The organism is Singulisphaera sp. GP187 (genome assembly GCF_900129635.1).
Classification (GTDB): domain Bacteria; phylum Planctomycetota; class Planctomycetia; order Isosphaerales; family Isosphaeraceae; genus Singulisphaera.
In genome coordinates, this window is the sequence record NZ_FSRB01000001.1 from 4,031,063 (window position 1) to 4,048,392 (window position 17,330).

Here is a 17,330-nt window from a genome sequence, read left to right on the forward strand (position 1 = left end):
TCCGGATTGCTAACGACTTACGACTTGTGGGTAAGGCATAGCGCAGAGCGTAGGAACGAGATCCCGGTATCCTTGCTATAGTCTCAAAAACGATGATTCCACGTTTCAAACGACATTGAATACAAAGCACCTGACTACAACTGAGACGCCGACAACCTGAAGCGGCTGGCTCCCCACCGGATGATCAAGCAACTGAAGGAGCGACTATGCGTTTGACACCCAGGCTCTTTGTCAACCAGGCGGCCGTACTCATGTCGTCCGCCAGCATGCACTTCATCCGATTCGGGGCGGCGCACCGGCCCATGCTGGCGGCACTTGCTCTGGTTCTGATGGGTGCGTCGGTAGGCGTCGGCTCCCAGGAGCCACCCGAAAAACCAACGGCCGACAAGCCGGGCCAGGCAGACTCGAATCGGACTCCGACTGAGGTTCTCGACGCGGACGAGATCGTGCGCCAGCTTGCGGCCCGATCCTCGAGCTGGATCATGCCATCGGCTGCACTCAAGACACTTGAATACGACCTCATCTTTAACCCGACGATCACGACCATCAAGGCCACACGGGGAGAACGCCGACGCGAGAGCGTCTGGATGGGGGCGACGCTCGAGACCGGTTTTCGCGAGTTGATGCGAACGCCGGATAAGTTCCAGATCGACCTCAAGAGGAAGGCGGGCGCGGAGAGGCTCACGCTGCTAGCGAAGCTGAAGGACGAAAACGGGTTCATCGCCGTCCAGATCGGTAACGGCGTCGAAAATTCCTGGAGTGGTTTCTTCTCCCATTCCGTCCGCGAAGCCACGATCGTCGTCGATGCCAAGCGGCTCGTGCCGCTCGAAGAACGGCTCGGTTCGACGACGATTCGCTACAACGACTGGCAAGAGATCGGCGCCGACAAGTGGATCCCTCGGCGGATCGACGTCATCAAGGACGCCACTCACTACCGAATGCACTTCGCCTGGCTCGGCGATGCCGTCTGGTTGTTACGGCTCTCCGAATCGATCGGCCCCAAGGGAACCACCGCGCGGACCCGCACCCGGAACTTCAAGGTCAACGGCCGAGAAATCGTGGTCCCTCCGACGGAGGAGGAACAACGTTCGCGACAGGCCGCGCGCGAGCTCCTCGCGATGCTCGACCATAACCGCCCCTGGCTCGACGACGGCCCGACGGGCGCCGGTTGGCGGCCGCCATTCCAGTCGCTCTCGTACACCTTCCACACGGTGCGGGAGGACGTTCGCGAGGCTTGCATGCTCAACCGCGAGGGCGAGACGGCCTTCGAGGTCTCCCACGACGGCCTCGGGAAGATGAAAGGCAGGCTCGGCGACCGGAGGATCGCCTTGAAGACGCAGGAGAGCGCGGTGTCCAAACGAGGTGCCCGGTTCGCGCGGATCTTCGACCGGTCGGAGCAGGATCGAGGACAACCTTACGACCTCGCCCTCAAGCGTTACGCCCGGATCGGCTGCCAGTTCGACCTTCCGCTGTTCCGCTACCGCGATCAACTCGAATTCGCCACGGTCGCGATCGAGGACGGCACCCGAGCCGGCCGCCCCTGCCGGGTCGCGACCGTCTCGAATCTCCACGGAGCCAAGCTCGGGTGCGGGACGATGCTCGCCTTCACGTCATGGTCCTATCTGCATGACATGATTCCGATCAAGGAGGTCATCGAAATCGACCCGGTCCGGAACGTACCGATCCACGAGACGCTCGTGAGCTCGTGGGACAAGAAAACGTTCGAGATCGATTTTCGCGACTACGTCGAGGTTGAGCCCGGCCAATGGGCACCTCGGTCGATCCGAATCGAGGCGAACGACGGATTCACCTGCGAGTATCGCTTTCAACTCGTCGCCGGCACGCATTGGATGCTTGCTGACGTCATCTCCTGGTTCAAGCCCGAGGACAAGAGCCGCGGTGTTGTAGAAGACGTCCGAATCGACGGCCTGGAACGGCTCGACGAGTCGCTCCGGCAGGTCGAGGCGACGCGGGCTCTGTTCGGCGGCGCAGGTGAGTCGGACCGGCGGGTCGACATCGCAACCGTCCCCTTCTCCATCGGTCGCGCGATTCGCAATGGGCCCTATGAGATCAAGGTGACCGCCGGCGACAGGCAAACCGTCGTCGTCTCCGCAACCACGAACGAACCGACCGCACCCGACGCCGTACCGCTCGGATTCCTTGACGAGAAACAAAGGTTACTGTTCGCGGCCACGGTCACGCTTGCGGACCAGAACGGGGCAAGGCGAGGCTCCGTATCGCTCCGCAGTTCGCAGCCCTGGCGGTCGGTCCGATCGATCGCGGTGCCGGTCGGAGCTGCGGACGCGGTACGGCGGCCCTTGAGCGTGGTCCCGATCCGCTGGGGCGAGACGTTCACCGTCAACATCCCCGACGCCAAGGAGGGCGAAAACCCAAGTTATGGAAGCAAGTCGCCACGTGCGGCTCTGACCCGAGCCTGGCAAGGCCGGCTCGATCGGACCGAGGAGGGAACGGCCAAACTGACCATGGATCTCGTGAGCATCGACGGCCCACGGGAGTTCAATCTCGACCTCGCCGTGATCCTCCTGGGTGAATCCGGCGAGCTCATTTCGGGCGGGCAGCTCGCGACCAGCCTCAGGGTCGTCTCCGATCCGGTGGAACCGCGTTTCGAGGTCAACCTGGGCAAGTTCCGCGGCGGGACCGAGCCGAAATCGATGGCGATCGGCATCGCACCCGGCGAAATCCTCTCTGCGCAGATGGGCTCGTTCTGGGGAATGTCTATGCGAGCCGTCTTTCCCTTTGAAATTTCCGCACTGCTCGCCGCCCCCGACGAAAGCTGTCGACGGATCGGTCTCGCCGAACTCACGAACGATGCGTTCATAAGGCGGAATTTCCAATATGAGTTCTTTGAGGGGTACGAGGTCGGCAAACGGCCGAACTCGCGCCTCACGTTGCTGGAGTCCCACGTCGAGTCGCTTGTCGAAATTGTCGGAACGAGTGACGCGGCCGATGTGAAGGCCAACGCCGCGCGACTCCTCGCCTACTCGGAATCGGAACGAGCGGCCGGCGTGCTCGAACCGCTGGCCGCGGACACCGCTCTACAAGTCCGTGAGGCCGCCGCAATCGGCCTGACGTTCCTGGGGCGGCCCGATCATCTCGCCCTGCTGCGATCGATTCTCGATCGCAAAGCCCCCGCAAATGTGGCGGCCCCAGGCAACGTGAGCGCCGAATTTAGCGCGTTCCAGCGCGTTGAGGAGGACAGTCTCGTCGCCCTGGGACGCCAACGTTCCGACGCCGCCGTCGACCTGCTCGGCGAGACGCTCCTGGCGAGCCTCGAAGCCCTGCGACCGGTAACGGACGAGAAGGGACAGAGCCTTGTGGGCCGAACCTACCGGGTCCACACCCTCTGCAAACTCCTCGGCCGTACGGAGAACCCTCACGCGGTCCGCTGGCTGATCTCGGCCACCGACCTCATCGGCCGACGACCGGACCTGGCCAAGCACTTCGGCCGGAGCGAGCTGATGCAGGCGCTCGCCCACTTCCCTGAGCAGACGAAGGATCGCATCATCGCCGAGCTCGAAACCGGTTCCGAGCCCGGCGAATGGATTCGCGCCGTCAAAAACGACGGCGATGCCGACGTCCTCAAAGCCATCCGCACGATGCTCCGCCGCAATGACCTCACCGCCAGCGCCACGGACTCGGGGATCGGCTATCTCCAGAACGTCGACACTCCGGAGGCGCTCGACGGACTCCGCGAGGTGTACGACCGCGGACTGTTGCGCAACGAGCCTCGCCCCTGGCTGAGACTCTGCCAGGTGTTGGCGTCCCGAGGCGACAGCCGCGGGCTCGCCGATGCCTACAAGGTCCTCATCGACTTACAGCATCCCGCCGAGCCCCCCGCGGAGGAGCAGCCACGGCGAGAATGGCAGAGTGCCCGAGCGGATCGGCAGCACGAAGCCGAGGCGGTTTTCGGGCGGGCGTCGAAGGAGCTTCTCGCCGAGTTCGTCCTCTCCAAAACCGAGACCACCGCGCCCGAAGAACGTCAGGTGGTGCTCCAGCTCCTCTGGAAGTTGCCGGACCTCCCCCAGCCCTTCGCAGCCGTGCTCCCGCGATGGGCGGATGACGCCAATCCGCAGGTCGCCGAGCAGACCCGGCGGCTGCTCGACCGCGACTGACCCGTGGCACCCAACGGCTTGCACATGATTCAACATAAAAGAAAGACAAGGTCCACCGGATTAGTTCTTCCCCGAAGCCGGCTGGCGGAATCCCCGCTCGACGACGTCCTTCGGATCGGTGGACACCGGACCGTCTCGCCACAGCCAGCGCATCATCTCCGGCAGGATCGCCCCGCCGAACTTCTGTCCGTGCCCGTTCATCCCCCACGAGTAGTTCACGTCGTACCCCTTCTGCGTGAGCGCCTTCATCAGCCGCACGTTCTGGTGGAACCAGTCCCGCGACTCGTCGTATTTGTCTTCGCGGAGGCCACGGTTATCGTTCCGGCCGTCACATAAGAATACCCGGATCGGTTTCTTCGCGCTCGCCAACACCTTCTCGGGGTAGACATGCCCGCCTCGCAGGTTCACGAAGCTGCCGACGTTGCTCAAGACCTTCCGGAAGTCGTCCGGCCGCTCCCACGCGACCGTGAACGCCGCGATCGCCCCCGAGCTCGAGCCGCCGATCCCGCGCATCTCCGGATCCTTCGAGATATTAAAATCTTTTTGCAGGGCCGGCATCAACTCCTCGGTGATCACCCGCGCGTACTTGTCGTCGAGCGAGTTGTACTCGGTCGGCCGGTTGGTGTCCCGGTCTCCCCAGTTCCGCGGGGTGGGCTCGGGCTGGTCCGGCCGCCGGCCGGGGTTGATGAACACGCCGAGCATGACCGGGATCTCGCGCCGATAGATCAGGTTGTCCATCACGTTCTGGGCTCGCATATCCCCCTTCTCGTCTTTGAACGCCTGCCCGTCCTGGTAGACCATCAGGGCGGCCGGAACGGCTGGGTCGTACTGGGCCGGGACGTAGACCCAGTACGTGTGCTGGGTGCCGGGGTAGACCTGGCTGGGGAGCGTGTACGGCCCGCGGATTTCCCCCTTCGGGACGCCCTCCTGGGGCAGGGAGTCGGGCCCCAGCCGGTACTGGGAATCGGGCTTCGGGGGCGTGGAGGTCGATTGCCCCATCGCCTGCGTGAGGGACATGACCGCGACGCATCCGAGACCGACGGCGTAGGTGATCGCTTTTCTCATCCGACAACTCCCCGGAAGGACAGATTCTCGAACCAAATAGGACCGGGCGGCGCACCCGCGGATCCCGAGGAGTATCACCCAAGCCCGAGCGGCGGGCAAGGATCTGCCCCATCGGCAAACGCCGCATCGTCAAGCTCGGCTTGCGTGAGGGCGGAGGGCTGCTATCATACCCGCGCGTTCGTTAAGGGGGGGTTGTCGGGAGTTCAAGGAGGATGTCGCGATGATCCGCAAATGGACGCTTTCGCGCCGGGGATTCGTGGGCGCGTCGATGGCGGCCTTGACACTCGGGGCGGGACTGCCGGCATGGTTCGCGCGTGAGGTCATCTCGGACGAGGAGGAGCGCACGGCGAAGGAAAGCAAGCCCGTCGCGCCCAATGACCGGATCCGGTTAGGGGCGATCGGCACGGGCGGCCAGGGCTACCTCGTGATGACCGAGGCCGTGAAGAAACGCCCGGGCGTCGAGTTGGTCGCGGCGTGCGACGTCGACGCGAACCGGAGGCGGGCGGCGATCGCCAAGTCGAAGCTCAAAGGGGTCGCCGAATACGGCGACTTCCGCGCCTTGCTCGCGCGCACCGACATCGACGCCGTGACGGTCGTCACCCCCGACCACTGGCACGCCCCGATCACGATCGCCGCCCTGCGTGCCGGGAAGGACGTCTACTGCGAGAAGCCGATGACCCTCACGATCGACGAGGGAAAGGCCCTGGTCAAGGCCGCGTCGTCGACCGACCGGCTCGTGCAGGTGGGGACCCAACAGCGCTCCGACCCGAGGTTCCGGCTCGCGTGCGAGCTCGTCCGCAACGGCCGGATCGGTCCGATCCGCCGCGTCGAGACGCGCGTCGGCTCGAACCCGAAGCACAAGCCGCTCTCGCCCTCCACCCCGCCCGACGGCCTCGACTGGAACTTCTGGCTCGGCCAGGCGCCAGCGGTCCCTTATATCAAGGAACGTTGTCACTACGACTTCCGCTGGTGGTACGAATACTCCGGCGGCAAGCTCACCGACTGGGGCGCCCACCACAACGACATCGCCCAATGGGGCCTCGACGCCGACGGCACCGGCCCGATCGCCGTCGAGGCGACCAACTCCGAAGTCGGCACCTCGCCCGACAGCTTCGCCTGCCCCGTCGACTTCAACGTCACCTACACTTATGTCACAGGCGCGAATCTGATCTGCTCGGCCAAGGGCAAGAACGGCGTCCTCTTCGTCGGCGAACTCGGCTGGATCTTTGTCGACCGCGCCAAAATCGAGGCCAGCGACCCCCGACTCCTCTCCGACCCCCTCCCCTCCACCGCCACGCGGCTCCACTCCTCGAGCGACCACATCCTCAACTTCATCGACGCCGTCCGCACCCGCGAAAAAACGGTCTGCCCCCCCACCATCGGCCACCGCTCCGCCACCGTCTGCCACCTCGGCAACATCGCCATCCGCACCGGCGAATCGCTCCGCTGGGACCCCAAGACCGAACGCTTCCTCGACAACGAACGTGCCAATGCCATGCTCTCCCGCCCAACGCGCCCGCAGTGGCGGATCGACCTGGCTTGATCGCCGGCAACCCGATGGCGTGCGCTCCCGACTCGCAAGACCGGGTCAGGAGCCTGACCCGAGGGAACGCCGCTTCGGCCGTTTCTTACCACAACGACCCGCCATCGAGCTAAGTCGTTAGTCTCGGTTTTCTTTGATTTTTTGATTTTTTGATGGGTGACCGCGGGATTTCAAAGCCCACTGGGTGCCACGGGTTGTACTCAACCCGTGAGTGATTGCCCAGGTTTTTGGCTCACGGGTTGAGTACAACCCGTGGCACCCAGGGTTTGCATGACATCTAATATCACACAGCACAACGTGCACACGTCTGCATACCATCATCGTTCCCACGGTCCTCCGTGGGAATGCCGATAGGGGTAGGGAGAGCGGATTACGCTCCCCCTCCCTCCAAACCGTACGGGCGGATCTCCCGCATACGGCTTTCCCGTTGGTGGTTTTACCTCAAAGAGGATTGACTGGCTAACTCATGGGCTCGTTCCAAGCTGAAAAGTCCATGGTCGGCAAAGAAGGCGTTGGGCCAACGTTGATGGTCGGTGCCACGACCGCGGCCTCGTTTCTTCATCCGTTTACGGAGCAGACTCCGCAGACGCATGCGGATCCAGCCGTCGAGTCGTTCAAACGTCCACTTGTGGCTGTGCTTGAAGTATTCAAACCAGCCACGAAGCGTTGGGTTGAGGCTAGCGATGATCGCGGAGAGGCTGCCCCCGGTCGTACGCGTGGTCTTCGTCCGGACCGTCTCCTTGAACTTGTCCAGGCTCTTCGGTCGCGGGCGGCGTGTGCCGTCCTCAAACCTGTAGCCCAGGAAGTCGAAGCTTTCGGTCCTGACGGCGATGATCCGCGTCTTGGTGGGATGCAGGGTCAGGCCGGCCGAGGCCGTCCACTCCTGCACCACCGCCATCGCTTGGGCCGCTTCCTCCGAGCTTCGACACAGGATCACGACGTCGTCCGCGTAGCGCACCATCTCGAAACCCGATTCGGCCATCAGGTGGTCGAGCGGATCAAGGTAGATGTTGCTCAACAGCGGGCTGATCACCGCACCCTGCGGCGTCCCCTGTTCGGGCGTCGATACCTCCAGGTCGTCGAGGACGCCCTGGTGCAGGAACGCGTCGATCAGGTTCAGCACCTTCCCGTCCGCTACCTTCTTGGCGACCAGCGCCAGCAGGCGGTCGTGAGGGATCGTGTCGAAATAGCTCTTCAAGTCGGCGTCTACCACATGGGTGAATCCGCCTTTAAGCAGCTCCTCCACCCGCCGCAGCGCGTCCTTGCATCCCCTGCCGGGGCGAAAGCCGTAGCTGTGCGCGGCGAAGTCACGCTCGAAGATCGGTTCCAACACCTGCCGGAGTGCCGTCTGGACCACCCGGTCGCGGACGGTGGGAATCCCGAGCGGACGCTTCTCCTGGTTTCCTGGTTTGGGAATCCAGTGTCGGCGGATCGCTTGCGGACGGTAGGTTCCCGTACGCAGGGCGTCGCTGAGATCCTTCAGGTTCTCTTCCAGGCGGTCCTCGAACATCGTCACGGTCACGTGGTCCACTCCCGCGGCACCCTCGTTGGCGGCGACTCGAGAGTAGGCCGTATACAGGGCACGTTGCGGGTGGACCTTGTCCATCAGGCTATACCAGACTCCACCTTTGACCCCCTCGATGAGGGCCGTCAACATCCGCTCCGTCCAGACCGTCGGTTCGACCCAGACCCATGGGATCGGGATCTCTCTGGCGCGCTTAGCCCTCGCGGGCACTGCCTCCAGTTGGAATTCCTTCGCATCGGACATCGCGTCTCCACCTCCCTGCACCCCTTCGCTCCACCGGAGTTACCCGGCTTCTGCGCTACTATGGGTGCTCTGACTCCTGGACCCCCGGCTCTTCGTATCCTTATCAGGGACAATGAACACCGGCTTTGGCGAGGTCCAGGTCTCCCTGTGTTTCGTCATCGAACCTTCCGATCATTCCGTCTCCAACAACCTACTGTCGTCCCGACGCCATTCTGGGGTTTTGTGCGTCGGTCTTACCGGACCACATCACTGTGGACGCCCTTTCTGAGGGGCCATGCGTCAATTGGGCTTCGCCATCGAGGAGCAGGCTCGCCACGACAGTCGGCCGAATCGAGTTTACTTGCGTTACGGACTGATCGTTCACCTACGGTTGCTTCCCACCCCGCCTCGCGGCGACGCAGTTACCCTCGGTTACGAAGTGCCAGAACACTTCGGCAGGAACTCACACCCTGCGGATTCAATGCAATTACAGGCGCACTCCCCGACGCTCCGCGTCGTCTGGCCCGCGCAAGCCGAGGACGCAAACGAGTCGCGAGAGGCTTCCTCGCTCTGTTTTGGGTCGTTGTTCTTAAAACGGAGTCGCCAACCCATGGGGCAGCGGGACGACGACAGGGCGAAGGACGGGCTCGAGGACGCCGCAGTCCGGCTCAGCCGCCGCTACTGGGCTGCGCTGGCGATTGTGGCTCTGTTGTTGATCTTCAGCCAGGTGGTGGTCCAACCGCCAACCTTGCGGCTATTGACTGACGCCCCGACGATCAACGTCGCGGGGCGACAGCGGATGCTCAGCCAGCGGATCGTCAAGGCGGGCTTGGCGATGAAAGGGGCGGACAACGCGAACGAACGGGCGAGCCGGCGCGACGAACTGGTCAAGATGCTCGCGGTCTGGACGGAGTCCCACGACCGGCTCCGTCGCGGAGAGCCGTCGGCGTCGACCGACCTCCAGGGCGCGGAGCTTCGTACGGCCTTCGAGCAACTCCAGCCGTTCTACGACCGGATGCGCGCCGCGGCCACAAGCCTGCTGGCCAACGACGACCGTGCGGGGTTATCCGAGCTACTGACGGCCGAGACCGAGTACCTCTCGAGGATGGACCGGATCGTCGGGGTGTACGAGCGCGAGGCTCAGGCCCACGTCAACCGGTTGAGCCGAGTCGGGTGGGGAGTGACTGCCCTGACCTTGTTCGCGCTGGTCGGGATCGGCCGGTTTGTGCTCAAGCCCGCGACCGACCTAATCGGGCGCCAGGTCGCCGAACTCCGCACGTCGCGCGACGAGATGGAAGAGCGGGTCCGGCTGCGGACCAACGAGCTCCAGCGACTCAACCACGACCTGGCACGCGAAGTTGCCGAACGCATTCAAGCCGAGTCGCGACAACGCGCCGCAGTCGAGCAGTTCAGCCACGTCGCCCGCACCACGGCGGTCGGCGAGATGGCCAGCGGCCTGGCCCACGAGCTAAACCAGCCCCTCGGCGCGATCGCCAACTACGCCGAGGGATGCCTCGTGGCCCTCGCCTCACCCGCCCCCGCGCTCGCCGAGGTCCGAGGCGTGCTCGAAAAAATCCTCGCCACCACCCTTCGGGCCGGCGCGATCGTCCAACGGATCCGGCGGTTCGTCACGCGTCACGAATCGATCCGTGAACCCGTTGATCCCAACCGGCTCGTCCTCGAGGTCGAGGAATTCTTCCGCGACGAGGTCCGACGCCGCGGGATGACCCTCACGCTCGACCTGGCACGCGACTTGCCAAGTTCATGGGGTGACTCGGTGCAGATCCAGCAGGTCCTGGTCAACCTGCTCCGCAACGCGATCGACGCCCTCGCCGCTTCGCAACGCCATGACCCTACAGTGGTTATCGCCACCAGGCCGGATGCGAACGGGGGCGTCGAGTTTGACGTGACGGACAACGGAGAGGGGATCCCCGAGGATCGGCTCGGCCAGGTTTTTGACGCATATTTCAGCACACGTGCCGAAGGCATGGGCATGGGCTTGGCCATCAGCCGCACGATCGTCGAGGCGCACCATGGCCGAATCCGCGTCGAATCCGAACCCGGCGTTCGCACCACCTTCCGGTTCACCTTGCCCGCCTCGGACGCCACGGATGACCAAGAACAAGGAGCGAGCGAGTGAGCACGAGCATGAGCCGACGGTCTACGTCGTGGACGATGACCTCGACATGCGTGATTCGCTCCAATGGCTGATGCGAACCGTGGGCCTTCAGGTTGAAGTCTATCCGTCGGCGTCAGCCTTTCTTGAAGCCTTCAAGCCGGGGGGCGCCGGGTGCCTCGTGTTCGACGTTCGAATGCCGGGGACGAGCGGCCTCGACCTCTATGAAGAACTCGTCGCGCGAGGCGAAGGGATGCCGGTCATCTTCATGACGGCCTTCGCCGACGTGCCGATGGCGATCCGCGCGATGAAGTCGGGGGCGATCGAGTTCGTCGAAAAGCCGTTCAACCGCCAGGCCCTTCTCGACCGGGTCCAGCGCGCGATCAAGAACGAGGTCGAACGGCTCCACCTGAAAGCCGACCGCGAAGCCGCCCAGCGCCGGTTCCGCCTCTTGACGGACAAGGAACGCGAGGTCCTCGCCCTGATCAAGGATGGCCAGCCGAACAAGGCGATCTCGGCCACCCTCGGGATCACACCTCGAGCCGTCGAGATGCGCCGGGCCGGCCTCATGAAGAAGCTGGAAGCCCGCAACTTCGCCGAACTGCTCCGGCTCTCGATCGAGGCCGAAGCGGCGGTTGACGCGTGAACCAGCAAAGCAATGCACACATTTCGCAGCCCCTCCGGGACTGCAAAATGCCGGCATGACTTTCCTGCCCTCATTGAGCTCGACCGATCTCCAGGTCTCGTCGGCCAGCCCCTCACCCCAAAAAGCCCCAGCCGGCTCGCGTGAACGACTCACGCCGGCCCGCAAGAATTCAGCCCACTTTAGCGGCATACCCGCACAACAAACAAACAGACCCCCTCTCGTCGCTCACGTGACCAACCTCGAGCCCCCTTCGGTTTCCCGAAGTCGGGCGGGTGCCGTACCGAAGCCAAAGGTGCCATTTCCGCGGAAAACCGGCCAATCGCCAAAAAATGCTCTCCGTCGTGGTACGGAGCCTGCTTTAGGAGGTCTCGCCCACGACGACAAGACCGCCGGTCTCTCCCCCGGCGATCGTCCTCGGAGGCGATGGGCCTGAGGGATGGTCCTGGTCCTGCTCGGTGCGATCTGGCCGCACTTCCGAACGATGGCGACGCGGCACGGGAGAGCCCTGCGATGAGTACGGTGGTAACGCCCTCGCCAAATATGCGTGGCGACTTGACTCTGATCGACGCGATGCTTGACGAGCAGGGCGACTTGACGGCCGTCGAGCGGTTCACCCAGTTCCACGAGGGCGAGCAGGCGCCACTCCAAGGCGGGGTCTACTCATCGCTCCTGCCGGCCCGCACGCCGGGGCCGGGGCAGCAGTATGCGTTCGAGGTCGATCTCGACCGTTGCTCGGGGTGCAAGGCGTGCGTGGCGGCCTGCCACTCGATGAACGGGCTCGACGAATTCGAGGCCTGGCGCGAGGTCGGCTTGATCGTCGGGGCCGTCGCGGGACTGCCGGTCTTACAGCATGTCACCTCGGCCTGCCACCACTGCCTCGACCCCGCCTGTCTGTCCGCTTGTCCGGTCGACGCCTACGAGAAAGACCCGGTCACGGGGATCGTCAAGCATCTCGACGACCAGTGCTTCGGCTGCCAGTACTGCACCTTGGCCTGCCCGTACGACGTCCCCAAGTTCCACGCCAAGAAGGGGATCGTCCGGAAGTGCGACATGTGCTCCGACCGGCTTGGGGCCGGCGAGGCACCGGCCTGCGCCCAGGCCTGCCCGCATGAAGCCATCAAAATCCGTGTGATCGACCGCGCGGAGGCGGTGGCGGTGGCCGAGTCAAACTCCTTCCTCGCGACCGCCCCGGCCGCCAATTACACGATGCCGACGACCCGCTACCTCTCGAGCCGCCCCGCGCAGGGGCCGGTGCGGGCGGGCGACCACTTCCGCAACGAGCCCGAGCACGCGCACGTTCCGCTCGTGGTAATGCTCGTGCTGACCCAGGCTTCGGCCGGCGGATACCTCGTCGAAGCCGTGGCCCGAGCGACGGGCGGCAACGTGCCGACGATCCTCCCCTGGCTAAGCCTGGTGGTCGGCCTCGTCGGGATCAACGCGAGCCTGCTCCACCTGGGCCGACCGCTCTACGCCTACCGGGCACTCATCGGCCTTCGTCACTCGTGGCTGAGCCGCGAGGTGGCGGCGTTCGGGCTCTTTGCCAATGTCGCGCTCGCCCATGGAGCGGCCTTGTGGTTCCGGCCCGACTGGCTCGGTCTGTCGGCGGCCGCGGCCGCGGCGACGGGGCTGGTCGCGGTCTTCTGCTCGGTGATGGTCTACCACGTCGTCCACCGGCCATTCTGGCGCGGGGGGCGGTGCGGGCTGAAGTTCTTCGGCACTTCGATCGTCGTCGGCCTCGCCGGAGCGCTCGCCACCTCGGGCGGAGCGCAGCGACTGGCCGTCGGGCTCGCGGCGGCCTCGCTGGCAAAGCTGGCCTTCGAGACGTCGATCCTGATGCACCTGCGTGACCCGCAGATGACTCCCCTGCGCCGGACCGCCCTGCTCCTCCGCGGGCCGCTCGCGAAGGCCGTCGCGCTGAGGCTGGGGCTCGGGCTGACGGGTGGGGTCGTCCTGCCCTTGGCCCTCGCGACCGGCGCGGTTCCGGCGGCCGCGGCCTGGGTCGCGCTGGCGGCGGTTCTCGGCGGTGAGTTGGCGGAGCGTTACCTCTTCTTCGCGGCGGTGGTCCGACCCAAGATGCCGGGAGGGTTGGCCTCATGACCGCGACCAAGACGATTCTCCACAAGCTCCGTTCGCTCGTCCGGGCCCGAGACGGGATCCTGACCCAGGAGTTGCTCCGCACTCCCGGCAAATTCGGCCTCGGCCAGGTTCCGGCCCTCAAGGCCCCCGACGCGACGACGGGAGTGGTCTGCGGCTACTGCTCGACCGGGTGCGGCCTCACCATCCACCTGCGGGAGGGGGAGGCCGTGAACCTGAGCCCTTCGGCCGACTACCCGGTGAACCTCGGCATGGCCTGCCCCAAGGGGTGGGAGGCCCTCACCGTCCTCGAGGCCGACGACCGCGCGACCACCCCCCTACTCCGCGACGACGACGGTGTCCGACGGCCGGTCGACTGGCACACCGCGATGGAGACGTTCGCCAACCGGTTCAAGGCGATCCAGGCCGCACACGGGGACGACTCGGTCGCCTTCCTCAGCACGGGCCAGATCGCCACCGAGGAAATGGCGCTGTTGGGCGCGGTCGCCAAGTTCGGGATGGGGATGAAGCACGGCGACGGCAACACCCGCCAGTGCATGGCCACGGCCGTCGTCGCCTACAAGCAGGCGTTCGGGTTCGACGCCCCGCCCTACACCTATCAAGACTTCGAAGAGTCCGACTGCATCGTCCTCGTCGGCTCGAACCTCTGCATCGCGCACCCGATCATGTGGGAACGCGTGATGAAGAACCGGCACGCCCCCGAGATCATCGTCGTCGACCCGCGCCGTACCGAGACCGCCGTGAGCGCCACCCTGCACTTGCCGGTGCGGCCGAAGACCGACCTCGTCCTGTTCTACGGCCTGGCCAACCTCATGATCGAGAAGGGCTGGGTCGACCGCTCGTTCGTCGAGGCCCACACCTCGGGGTTCGACGACTACGCCCGGTTCGTCCGCCGGTTCGGCTTGCTCTCGGTCGCTTACGAGACGGGCATCGAGGCCCGCCAGATCGAACAGCTCGCCGACCTGATCCGCCGCAAGAAGCGGGTCTCGTTCTGGTGGACGATGGGGGTCAACCAGAGCCATGAGGGAGTTCGCACCGCGCAGGCGATCATCAACCTCGCACTCCTGACCGGCAACATCGGCCGGCCGGGGACCGGAGCGAACTCGATCACGGGCCAATGCAACGCGATGGGCTCGCGGCTCTTCTCCAATACGACGGGCTTGCTCGGCGGCCACGACTTCGCCAACCCCGCGCACCGGTCCAAGGTCGCCGACGTGCTGGAGATCCCCGAAGCCAAGATCCAGAGCCAGGCCGGTTGGTCGTACGACCGGATCGTCGAAGGCATCCGCGAAGGAAAGATTCGAGGGCTCTGGGTGATCGCCACGAACCCGGCGCATTCGTGGATCCACCAGGGAGACTTCCGCGAATTGCTCGGGCGGCTCGACTTCCTGGTCGTCCAGGACATGTACGACTCGACCGAGACGGCCCTCTCCGCCGACCTCCTGCTTCCCGCCGCCGGCTGGGGAGAGAAGGAAGGCACGTTCATCAACTCCGAACGCCGGGTCGGCCTGATCAAAAAAGTGCGGCGAGCACCGGGCAAGGCACTCTCCGACTTTCACATCTTCAAGCTTGCGGCTCACTATTACGGCTGCGGCGCGATGTTCGAGCGTTGGGAGTCGCCTGAATCGGTCTTCCAGATCCTCAAGGCGCTCTCGGCCGGCCAGCCTTGCGACATCACGGGAGTCCGCGATTACCGGGCCCTCGACGAGGCGCGGGGGATCCAGTGGCCGTACCCCGACGGTTCGACCCACTTGCCCTCGCAGCGCAGGCTGTTCACCGATGGCCGGTTCTACCACCCCGACGGTCGGGCCCGGTTCGTCTTCGAGAACCCGCGTCCGATGGGCGAGTCGCCCGACGACGAATACCCGTTCCTGCTCCTGACTGGCCGCGGCAGCGCCTCGCAGTGGCACACCCAGACGCGCACGGCGAAGTCCGGGGTGCTCCGGAAACTCTACCCGGCGGGGCTCCACGCCGAGATCCACCCGGCGGATGCCCGTTGGCTCGGGATCGGGCCCGGTCAGGCCATGGTCGTCGAGTCGCGCCGGGGTCGGGTGCATGCCAAGGCATTCGTCACGCCGACCGTGCCGCAAGGGCAGGTCTTCCTGCCGATGCACGACCCCGCGACCAACGCGCTGACCTATCCCGATTTCGACCCGAACTCCCGTCAGCCCGCTTACAAAGGGTGCGCGGTACGGATCAGGCCCGAAGGCCCCGACGACGCCCCCGAGGAGGTGCGCCCGAGCAAACCGGCGCGGGCCCTGAACGTCGACGTCGAGCGATCCAGGACTTGAAACGGCCCGAGAATCTTTCGTAATTCATCGTGACTTGATTTGCTAGCATGTTGAACCGGAGTCAGGTATGCGACAGGACGGCAAGGCGACGCGGATCAACCTGTTCGATGTGACGACGCCATCGATGCGGGCGTTCCACATGTCGTGGATCGCATTCTTCCTCTGCTTCTTCGCCTGGTTCGGCATCGCCCCGCAAATGGCGACCATCCGCTCCGAGATGGGGCTCACGAAGGACCAGATCGGCTGGCTGATCATCGGCTCGGTGGCGATCACGGTGGTCGCGCGGATCGTTTGCGGACAGCTCTGCGACCGGTTCGGCCCGCGGCTCACGTACACCTGGCTCTTGATCCTCGGGAGCCTACCGGTGATGGGGATCGGCCTGGCGCACGACTTCCCGACGTTCCTGGCATTCCGGGTGGCCATCGGCGCCATCGGGGCCGGATTCGTAATTACGCAATATCATACATCCGTCATGTTCGCTCCCAACTGCATCGGCACGGCCAACGCGACGACGGCCGGCTGGGGCAACATGGGGGGTGGCGTGACCCAGTTCGCGATGCCGCTCCTAGCCGCCTTCTTCGCCGCGACGCTCGGCCTGGGAGACTATTGGGGCTGGCGGGCCTCGATGCTCGTTGCGGGCGCGGTCTGCATGTTGACTGGAGTCGCCTACTACTTCCTGACTCAGGACACCCCCCACGGCAACTTCGCCGAGTTGCGGGCCGCGGGGAGGATGGCTCCGGCTGGGGTATCGAAGGGGGCGTTCTTGCGGACCGCTCGCGACCCGCGAGTCTGGGTGCTCTTCTGCTTGTACGCCGCCTGCTTCGGCGTCGAGCTGACCATGGACGGGGTCGCCCACCTCTATTACCACGACCACTTCGGCCTGAGCGCCAAAGCGGCCGGCTTCGCCGCCGGCTCGCTCGGTATGTTGCATCTCTTCGCACGCACGCTCGGTGGTTTTATCAGCGACCGCCTGGGCGGGCGCTGGGGCTTGAAGGGGCGAGTCCACTGGCTCTTCGTCGCCCTCTTGCTCGAGGGCCTCGGCCTGATGCTCTTCTCCCAGATGCAAACGGTCTCGCTGGCGATCCCGGCGATGATCGGCTTCGGCCTTTTCATGAAGATGTCCGAAGGCGCGACCTATGCGGTTGTTCCCTTCGTCAACAAAAAAGCGCTGGGCTCGGTGTCGGGAATCGTCGGGGCGGGAGGCAACGTCGGGGCCGTCGCCGCCGGCTTCATGTTCAAGGGGGCGATTGCATGGCCGACCGCCCTGTTCATCCTGGGCGGCTTGGTTTCGGTCGCGTCGTTCCTGGCCTTCGCCGTCCGGTTCTCCACCGAGACCGAGGTCGAGGCCGCACACGAGCGTGCCGAAGCCGAGGACCAGCGTCAGCGCCTGTCGGACGCGGAACTCGAACCCGAGCCCTCGCTCGCCGGAGCCGTGGCTTGAGGCGGCAATGGGAAGCGAAAGGAACCGGTCTCCACAGTTTGAGGTGCCGACACACCGCGCCGGACTCCACCGCGAGACGACTGAAGCTTCACGGAGTTCCGAGTGTCGGAGGTGGCGGGGTGCCACGCAACGTCAGTAACTCGGCGTCGTCAACAACGGATGTAACTCTCACCGGACCAGAGAATTACTGCCGCTCCGTGGCTGCGGTTCGTTCGAGAGAAGGGGGGGCAAAAAATCGCCGTTCTTCGTCATGA

9 protein-coding genes are annotated in these 17,330 nt (G+C 65.0%); 7 read left to right on the top strand and 2 right to left on the bottom strand.

Annotated elements, in window-relative coordinates; all coding sequences use genetic code 11:
• The first annotated feature begins 206 nt into the window (after positions 1-206).
• Positions 207-4,133, top strand: coding sequence for a HEAT repeat domain-containing protein (locus BUS42_RS15660; protein WP_074307751.1), 3,927 nt, complete (start codon positions 207-209; stop codon positions 4,131-4,133).
• A gap of 60 nt (positions 4,134-4,193) precedes the next feature.
• Here the strand turns inward: BUS42_RS15660 and BUS42_RS15665 are convergent, their stop codons facing one another.
• Positions 4,194-5,198, bottom strand: a complete 1,005-nt coding sequence (locus BUS42_RS15665) for an alpha/beta hydrolase (protein ID WP_074307753.1) — start codon at positions 5,196-5,198, stop codon at positions 4,194-4,196.
• A 220-nt stretch (positions 5,199-5,418) separates the two neighbouring features.
• Here BUS42_RS15665 and BUS42_RS15670 point away from each other — a divergent pair, with 220 nt between their 5' ends.
• Positions 5,419-6,741 (top strand): Gfo/Idh/MocA family protein, encoded by a 1,323-nt coding sequence (locus tag BUS42_RS15670; RefSeq protein ID WP_074307754.1) that lies wholly within the window; start codon positions 5,419-5,421, stop codon positions 6,739-6,741.
• A 436-nt stretch (positions 6,742-7,177) separates the two neighbouring features.
• Here the strand turns inward: BUS42_RS15670 and ltrA are convergent, their stop codons facing one another.
• Positions 7,178-8,509, bottom strand: coding sequence for a group II intron reverse transcriptase/maturase (ltrA, locus tag BUS42_RS15675; RefSeq protein ID WP_074307756.1), 1,332 nt, complete (start codon positions 8,507-8,509; stop codon positions 7,178-7,180).
• 589 nt (positions 8,510-9,098) lie between these two features.
• Here ltrA and BUS42_RS15680 point away from each other — a divergent pair.
• The 5 genes from BUS42_RS15680 to BUS42_RS15700 all read left to right on the top strand — a co-directional run bounded on the left by BUS42_RS15680 (position 9,099) and on the right by BUS42_RS15700 (position 17,076).
• Complete coding sequence (locus tag BUS42_RS15680) at positions 9,099-10,628, top strand: ATP-binding protein (RefSeq protein WP_074307758.1); 1,530 nt, start codon at positions 9,099-9,101, stop codon at positions 10,626-10,628.
• Positions 10,600-11,250 carry a response regulator transcription factor gene (locus BUS42_RS15685; protein ID WP_074307759.1) on the top strand — a complete coding sequence of 217 codons (651 nt, stop codon included), beginning with the start codon at positions 10,600-10,602 and terminating at the stop codon, positions 11,248-11,250. Before BUS42_RS15680 ends, BUS42_RS15685 begins: the two co-directional genes overlap by 29 nt.
• Positions 11,251-11,760: 510 nt before the next feature.
• Positions 11,761-13,347, top strand: a complete 1,587-nt coding sequence (locus tag BUS42_RS15690) for a DmsC/YnfH family molybdoenzyme membrane anchor subunit (protein ID WP_074307761.1) — start codon at positions 11,761-11,763, stop codon at positions 13,345-13,347.
• Positions 13,344-15,635 carry a molybdopterin oxidoreductase family protein gene (locus BUS42_RS15695; RefSeq protein WP_074307762.1) on the top strand — a complete coding sequence of 764 codons (2,292 nt, stop codon included), beginning with the start codon at positions 13,344-13,346 and terminating at the stop codon, positions 15,633-15,635. The genes BUS42_RS15690 and BUS42_RS15695 overlap by 4 nt, the downstream gene beginning before the upstream one ends.
• A 67-nt stretch (positions 15,636-15,702) precedes the next feature.
• A complete protein-coding gene (locus tag BUS42_RS15700; RefSeq protein WP_074307764.1) occupies positions 15,703-17,076 on the top strand; it encodes an MFS transporter in 1,374 nt (457 codons plus the stop codon).
• Positions 17,077-17,330 lie beyond the last annotated feature (254 nt).

Bases quoted from the DNA above. Each gene is read 5' to 3' on its own strand.
- BUS42_RS15660 (WP_074307751.1), top strand. From the start codon at position 207: ATGCGTTTGACACCCAGGCTCTTTGTCAACCAGGCGGCCGTACTCATG.
- BUS42_RS15665 (WP_074307753.1), bottom strand. From the start codon at position 5,198: ATGAGAAAAGCGATCACCTACGCCGTCGGTCTCGGATGCGTCGCGGTC.
- BUS42_RS15670 (WP_074307754.1), top strand. From the start codon at position 5,419: ATGATCCGCAAATGGACGCTTTCGCGCCGGGGATTCGTGGGCGCGTCG.
- ltrA (WP_074307756.1), bottom strand. From the start codon at position 8,509: ATGTCCGATGCGAAGGAATTCCAACTGGAGGCAGTGCCCGCGAGGGCT.
- BUS42_RS15680 (WP_074307758.1), top strand. From the start codon at position 9,099: ATGGGGCAGCGGGACGACGACAGGGCGAAGGACGGGCTCGAGGACGCC.
- BUS42_RS15685 (WP_074307759.1), top strand. From the start codon at position 10,600: ATGACCAAGAACAAGGAGCGAGCGAGTGAGCACGAGCATGAGCCGACG.
- BUS42_RS15690 (WP_074307761.1), top strand. From the start codon at position 11,761: ATGAGTACGGTGGTAACGCCCTCGCCAAATATGCGTGGCGACTTGACT.
- BUS42_RS15695 (WP_074307762.1), top strand. From the start codon at position 13,344: ATGACCGCGACCAAGACGATTCTCCACAAGCTCCGTTCGCTCGTCCGG.
- BUS42_RS15700 (WP_074307764.1), top strand. From the start codon at position 15,703: ATGCGACAGGACGGCAAGGCGACGCGGATCAACCTGTTCGATGTGACG.